The 6,351-nt window shown below is 70.1% G+C and carries 7 protein-coding genes; 5 read left to right on the forward strand and 2 right to left on the reverse strand.

Annotated features, from left to right (window positions below):
• The 3 genes from mutS to PKE44_RS13445 all read left to right on the forward strand — a co-directional run.
• A partial coding sequence (gene mutS, locus PKE44_RS13435; protein WP_324552033.1) for a DNA mismatch repair protein MutS occupies positions 1-1,574 on the forward strand: 1,574 nt, incomplete at its 5' end.
• Between the two features lie 137 nt (positions 1,575-1,711).
• Complete coding sequence (gene fdxA, locus PKE44_RS13440; RefSeq protein WP_324552035.1) at positions 1,712-2,035, forward strand: ferredoxin FdxA; 324 nt, start codon at positions 1,712-1,714, stop codon at positions 2,033-2,035.
• A 43-nt stretch (positions 2,036-2,078) separates the two neighbouring features.
• Positions 2,079-2,951, forward strand: coding sequence for a tetratricopeptide repeat protein (locus PKE44_RS13445; RefSeq protein WP_324552037.1), 873 nt, complete (start codon positions 2,079-2,081; stop codon positions 2,949-2,951).
• A 93-nt stretch (positions 2,952-3,044) separates the two neighbouring features.
• Here PKE44_RS13445 and PKE44_RS13450 read toward each other — a convergent pair whose 3' ends face one another.
• The gene (locus PKE44_RS13450; protein ID WP_324552039.1) at positions 3,045-3,785 is read right to left on the reverse strand and encodes a DsbC family protein; all 741 of its coding nucleotides are present in this window, start codon (positions 3,783-3,785) and stop codon (positions 3,045-3,047) included.
• 138 nt (positions 3,786-3,923) lie between these two features.
• A complete protein-coding gene (gene xerD, locus PKE44_RS13455; RefSeq protein ID WP_324552041.1) occupies positions 3,924-4,859 on the reverse strand; it encodes a site-specific tyrosine recombinase XerD in 936 nt (311 codons plus the stop codon).
• 40 nt (positions 4,860-4,899) lie between these two features.
• On the opposite strand from xerD, the gene mobB reads away from it, so the two are divergent.
• Together mobB and PKE44_RS13465 are read left to right on the forward strand one after the other, a co-directional pair.
• Positions 4,900-5,427 carry a molybdopterin-guanine dinucleotide biosynthesis protein B gene (gene mobB / locus PKE44_RS13460; RefSeq protein ID WP_324552043.1) on the forward strand — a complete coding sequence of 176 codons (528 nt, stop codon included), beginning with the start codon at positions 4,900-4,902 and terminating at the stop codon, positions 5,425-5,427.
• Positions 5,428-5,478: 51 nt separating this feature from the next.
• Positions 5,479-6,348 (forward strand): SDR family NAD(P)-dependent oxidoreductase, encoded by an 870-nt coding sequence (locus PKE44_RS13465; protein ID WP_324552045.1) that lies wholly within the window; start codon positions 5,479-5,481, stop codon positions 6,346-6,348.
• Positions 6,349-6,351 lie beyond the last annotated feature (3 nt).

The raw sequence follows: 6,351 nt of genomic DNA on the forward strand, positions 1-6,351 counted from the left end.
AGCTGCTCGGCGCGCGCGCGCACGAACCGCTGCGCGAGCTGCTGCGCGGCGTGCCGGATGTCGAGCGCATCCTCGCGCGCGTGGCGCTGAAATCGGCACGCCCGCGCGATCTCGGCGGCCTGCGCGCGGCACTCACGCGCCTGCCGGCGCTGCGGGCCGGCGCGGACGGCATCGACTCCCCGCGCCTCGGCGAGCTGTGCGCGGACTTCGGCGAGCATCCGGACACGCTCGCGCTGCTCGAACGCGCGCTGGTCGAGCAGCCGCCGCTGCTGACCCGCGACGGCGGCATGATCGCTGCCGGTTTCGATGCCGAACTCGACGAGCTGCGCGCGCTGTCGGAGAACGCCGATCAGTTTCTCGTCGATCTGGAAGCGAAGGAGCGCGAACGCACCGGCCTGAACCTGAAGCTCGGCTACAACCGCGTCACCGGCTACTACATCGAACTGACGCGCGCCGCCGCCGGCACCGTGCCGGTGCACTGGCACCGGCGCCAGACGCTCAAGGGCGTCGAGCGCTACATCACGCCCGAGCTGAAGGCCTTCGAGGACAAGGTGCTGTCGGCCCGCGAACGGGCGCTGGCGCGCGAGAAGGCCTTGTACGATGGCCTGCTCGATGCGCTGATCGCCGGACTCGGGCCGCTGCAGCGCCTCGCCGCGGCCCTCGCCGAACTCGACGCGCTGACGACGCTCGCCGAGCGCGCCGGGGCACTCGACCTGGCCTGCCCTGAACTCACCGACGAACCCGGCATCGATATCGTCGCCGGCCGCCACCCGGTGGTCGAGCAGGTCAGCGACGCGCCCTTCGTGCCGAACGACCTGCGCTTCGACGACAGCCGCCGGCTGCTGGTGATCACCGGCCCGAACATGGGCGGCAAGTCGACCTACATGCGCCAGACGGCGCTGATCGTGCTGCTTGCGCACATCGGCAGCTACGTGCCGGCGAAGAGCGCCCGCATCGGCCCGGTCGATCGCATCTTCACGCGCATCGGTGCGGCCGATGATCTCGCCTCCGGGCGCTCGACCTTCATGGTCGAGATGACCGAGACCGCCAACATCCTGCACAACGCCACCGCCGGATCGCTGGTGCTGATGGACGAGATCGGCCGCGGCACCTCGACCTTCGATGGCCTGTCGCTCGCCTGGGCCTGCGCACACAGGCTGGCGCAGATCGGCGCATGCACGCTGTTCGCGACGCATTACTTCGAGCTGACGCGCCTGCCCGACGAACACGCCGGCATCGCCAACGTGCATCTCGACGCGGTCGAGCACGGCGAGGGCATCGTGTTCCTGCACGCGCTGCAGGACGGCCCGGCCAGCCGCAGCTACGGGCTGGCGGTCGCCGCCCTCGCCGGCATGCCGAAGCCGGTGGTCGCGGCGGCGCGGCGCAAGCTGAAGGAACTCGAACGCGTGCCGGCGCGTCGCGCGCAGCTGCCGGCCGAGCCCGATCCGCAGCTTCCGCTGTTCGCGCCGGAACCGAATGCCGTGGTCGAGGCCCTCAGCGGCATCGATCCGGACAGCCTGAGTCCGCGCGAGGCCCTCGCCGCGCTCTACCACCTGAAATCCCTGCTGCCCTGAGCCGGCCGCAGCCCGGCACGCTTTGAGCTGCCGGCACCCGGCCGTACACTGCGCGGCCTGCCGCCGCATCCAGACCGGTTTTTCGTCTGTCTGTTGTCTGCCTGCCTGCTTGTGTTGTTTGAACGAGGGATACCGCCATGACGTTCGTCGTCACCGAAAACTGCATCAAGTGCAAGTACACCGACTGCGTCGAGGTCTGCCCGGTCGACTGCTTCCACGAAGGCCCGAACTTCCTGGTCATCGATCCCGAGGAATGCATCGACTGCACGCTGTGCGAACCGGAATGCCCGGCCGAGGCGATCTTCGCCGAGGACGACCTGCCGGCCGGTCAGGAGCACTTCATCCAGCTCAACGCCGATCTCGCCAAGGACTGGCCGGTGATCACCGAGCAGAAGGATCCGCTGCCCGACGCGCAGGACTGGGACGGCAAGCCCGGCAAGCTCGGCGAGCTGATCCGCTGATCTCCCCGCCCGCCCGCTTTCCGAGCCAGTCGCAAACACGCCGATGAACGATCCGCAGCAGACGTATCACTTCAACGTCGGGCTCCAGACCTTCCAGCCCTACGTCATCGACAACTCCATGCAGGTGCCGGTGCTCGTCGAGTTCCGCTCCGGCAGGTCGGAACAGAGCCGTGCGCTCGGCGCGACGCTGGAGAAACTCGCCGCCGAGTACCACGGCGACTTCCTGCTCGCGATCGTCGATGCCGACCGCGAGGTCCAGATCGCGCAGCACTTCGGCGTGCGCACGCTGCCGACCGTGCTGATCGTGTTCCAGGGCCAGATCGTCGATGCGCTCGCCGGCGTGCAGCCCGAGACCGAATACCGCCGGCGCATCGACCAGTACCGGCCGCGACCGGCCGACAAGGTCATCGCCGAATCCGAGGCGCTGTGGGAATCCGGCGAGCGCGAGGCGGCGGTGCGCCGCCTGCTCGAAGGCCTGCGCGAGAGCCCGGCCGAGCCGGACCTGCAGGTGTCGCTGGCCGCGAAGCTGCTCGATCTCGGCCGCTACAAGGAAGCCGGCAACATCCTGCGCAAGCTCCCCGAGGAGCTGCAGCGCATGGACCCGGTGCCGGAGCTGCTCGCGCGCCTCGAAGTCGCCGAGGCCGCGCCGAAGGGCATCGACACCGTGCCGCTCGAAGCCCGGCTCGCCGCCGACCCGAACGACCACGCCGCCCGTCTCGAACTGGCCGAGGCGCTGCTCGGGGCCAGCGAGCACGAGGGCGCCGCCGCGCAATACCTCGAACTGATGCGCCGCAGCCGCGCCTTCGGCGACGACGCCGGGCGTCAGGGCCTGCTGAAGCTGTTCGAGCTGCTCGGCAACGAGCACCCGGTCACCGGCACCTTCCGCCGGCGCATGGCCTCGCTGCTGCTGAACTGATCCCGCCGTCAGCCCGATGAAGTCAACCCGATGAAAACGGGGCCGCGAGGCCCCGTTTTCGTGCCGGCCGGTTATGCGCGGCCTGTCCGCGCCTCAGCGCAGCTCGGGATGGTCGAGCATCATCACCAGCCGCGCCGCCGGCACGTAGCCGGGCACCAGATCACCGTTTTCGAGCACGATGGTCGGCGTGCCCTGCACGCCGACCTGGTTGCCGAGTTCGTATTCCTTCGCGACCGGGTTGTCCGGGCAGCTCGCCTTCGCGACCGCCTGGCCCTTCTTGGCACTGGTGATCGCCGCCTTCGGGTCCTCGGCACACCAGACGCTGACGGCCTTGTCATAGGACTCGCCGCGCAGGCCGCTGCGCGGATAGGCGAGATAGCGCACGCGGATGCCGGCGCGCAGGTAGTTGTCGATCTCCGAATGCAGCTTGCGGCAGTAGCCGCAGTCGATGTCGGTGAACACCGTCACCGTGTGCTTGGCCTGCACCGGACCGGGTGGCGCGAACACGATCATGTCGGATTCCGGCACCGCGGCGATCGCCCGCACGCGCAGCTGGCCGCTGCGTGCCTCGGTCAGGTTCTCGCCCTTGTCGATGTCGACCAGATCGCCGCGCAGCACGTAGCGGCCATCGGCGCTGACGTACAGCACGCGCGCCCCGAGGATGACCTCGTACAGGCCCGGCACCGGCGTCGGGTTCACGGCATCGGGCTTGCGGCCGTCGAGCACGGCACTGAGCCGCGTCAGGTCGGGACCGGCCGCGGGCGCGGCCTCTCCGGCGGCAGCGGTCGCCGTACCCAGGGCGATCGCGAGGGCGGCGAACAGGGGTTTCAGCATGGCGGGATTCCGTATCGGGTCATCCGGGGAAGGGCGGCAGCGTAACGCGCGGCCTGCGCCCGCGCACCCGGCACATACGCAGGGCAGCCCTGCCGCAGATGCATCGGTCGAACGACGGCCGCGGACGACGGCCCGCCGCTAGCCGCGCGGGTGGTGGCGCTCGTGCAGGCGCTTCAGGCGCTCGCGCGCGACGTGCGTGTAGATCTGCGTCGTCGACAGATCCGAATGCCCGAGCAGCAGCTGCACGACGCGCAGGTCGGCGCCATGGTTGACCAGATGCGTCGCGAAGGCATGGCGCAGCGTATGCGGTGACAAGCGCATCGGGTCGATACCGGCGGTCATCGCGTAGCGCTTGATCAGGTACCAGAAGTTCTGCCGCGTCATCGATTCGCCGCGCGAGGTCACGAACAGCGCCTCGGTGAGCCGCATGCCGAGCAGCGCCGGACGGGCCTCGGCGAGATAGCGCTCCAGCCAGTCGAGCGCGGTCTCGCCGATCGGCACCAGCCGCTCCTTGTTGCCCTTGCCGCTGACGCGCAGCACACCGCCGCGCGGGTTGACCTGATCGCGACCGAGCGTGACCAGCTCGCTGACGCGCAGGCCGGTCGCGTACAGCAGTTCGAGCATGGCGCGATCGCGCAGCCCGAGCGAGGTGCCGGCATCGGGCGCCGCCAGCAGCGCCTCGACTTCGGCTTCCGACAGCGAGCCCGGCAGCCGGCGGCCGAGCTTCGGGGTTTCGATCGCGCCGGTCGGGTCGACGGCGATGCGGCCGTGGCGCAGCTGATGACGGTAGTAATGCCGCAGCGCCGACTGCAGCCGCGCGAGGCTGCGCGGCGACAGCGTGTGGCGGGCGGCCAGATAGGCCTGCAGGTCAGCGGCGCCGGCCTGCAGCAGCGTCATGCCGCAGCGCCTGAGCGACAGCCAGCCGGCGCAGGCGCGCAGATCGGCGCGATAGGCCGCGAGCGTGTTGGTGCTCAGGCCCATCTCCATCCAGACCTCGTCGATATAGGCCTCGATCGCCGTTTCTTCCGTTGCCGGCACGATCGCGGTCAAGGCGCCGGCATCCTGCTCCGGCATACTGCCGATTCCGTCATCCATCTCCCTGGTGCTCCTGCTGATGTTGCATCCGTCTGTGCGCCCCTGCCTCGGATTCGCCGCCTGCAGCGGGACGGGCAAGACAACGCTGCTGCTCGAACTGATCCCGCGGCTCGTGGCGGCCGGCCTGCGGCTCGGACTCGCCAAGCACAGCCACCACGCCCTCGACCTCGACCGTACCGGCAAGGACAGCCAGCGGCTGCGGATGGCCGGTGCCGCGCAGGTGGTGGTGGCCGCACCGCGACGGCTGGCGCGCATCGAGGCCTGCAGCCGCAACCTGGCGGAATGTCTGGCGCTGCTCGCACGCGCGCCGGCCGCCCCGGACCTGATCCTCGTCGAGGGCTGGAAGCATGCGCCGATTCCCAGACTCGAACTGCACCGGCCGGCACTCGGACAGCCGCTGCTCGCCCCTGCCGACCCGCTGATCCTCGCCGTCGCCTGCGATGCGCCCCCGCACACCCCGGCCGGCGTGCCGCTGCTGCCGCTCGGCGATGCGGATGCCATCGCCGCCTGCGTGCTAGGCTGGCTCGCCGCCGGTCGCCTCGGGTGATGCACGGCAGCATAACGAACTTTCCCGTCCCGACCGTATTGCCGGCTGAGCATGACCCCATCTGCATCAAACCCGAAGCGCGCACTCAGCGTCCTCGTCACCGGCTGTTCGAGCGGCATCGGCCATTGTGCTGCGCACGGCCTGCGCGCACGCGGTCACCGCGTGTTCGCCGCGGCGCGGCGCAGCGCCGATGTCGAACGGCTGCGGGCGGAAGGACTGGAAGCGGTCATGCTCGATCTGGATGACGATGCCGGCATCGGCTCGGGTCTCGATGCCGTGCTTGACGCCACCGGCGGCCGGCTCGATGCGCTGTTCAACAATGGTGCCTACGGCCAGCCCGGCGCGGTCGAGGATCTCACGCGCGCCGCCCTGCGCGAGCAGTTCGAAACCAACCTGTTCGGGACCGCGGTGCTGACCAATCGCGTGATTCCGGTCATGCGCCGCCAGGGGCACGGCCGCATCGTCATGAACAGCTCGCTGCTCGGCTATGCCGCAATGGCCTACCGCGGCGCCTACAACGCCAGCAAGTTCGCGCTCGAAGGCCTGACCGACACGCTGCGCCTCGAACTCGCCGGCAGCGGCATCCACGTCAGCCTGATCGAACCCGGCCCGATCACCAGCCGCTTCCGTGCCAACGCCGAAGCCGCCTTCCATCGCCACATCGACCCGGCGGGCAGCGTGCATCGCGCCGCCTACGTGGCGATGGCCGAGCGCCTCGCCAGACCCGGCCCGGCCGCCCCGTTCACGCTCGGCCCGGAAGCGGTGCTCGACAAGCTCGTGCATGCGCTCGAAAGCCCGCATCCGCGTCGCCGCTATCCGGTCACGCTACCGGCACATGCGTTCTGGTGGCTGCGCCGGCTGCTGCCGTTCTGCCTGATCGACCGCATCCTCGCCGCCGCCGGCGGCAGCGGCAGGCGCTGAACT

Origin of the sequence: Plasticicumulans sp. (assembly GCF_035331805.1) — a bacterium.
Lineage (GTDB): Bacteria > Pseudomonadota > Gammaproteobacteria > Competibacterales > Competibacteraceae > Plasticicumulans.

Excerpts from the sequence above, each read along its gene's own strand:
- PKE44_RS13450 (WP_324552039.1), bottom strand. The coding sequence starts at position 3,785 with ATGCTGAAACCCCTGTTCGCCGCCCTCGCGATCGCCCTGGGTACGGCG.
- mobB (WP_324552043.1), top strand. The coding sequence starts at position 4,900 with ATGTTGCATCCGTCTGTGCGCCCCTGCCTCGGATTCGCCGCCTGCAGC.
- fdxA (WP_324552035.1), top strand. The coding sequence starts at position 1,712 with ATGACGTTCGTCGTCACCGAAAACTGCATCAAGTGCAAGTACACCGAC.
- xerD (WP_324552041.1), bottom strand. The coding sequence starts at position 4,859 with ATGCCGGAGCAGGATGCCGGCGCCTTGACCGCGATCGTGCCGGCAACG.
- PKE44_RS13445 (WP_324552037.1), top strand. The coding sequence starts at position 2,079 with ATGAACGATCCGCAGCAGACGTATCACTTCAACGTCGGGCTCCAGACC.
- PKE44_RS13465 (WP_324552045.1), top strand. The coding sequence starts at position 5,479 with ATGACCCCATCTGCATCAAACCCGAAGCGCGCACTCAGCGTCCTCGTC.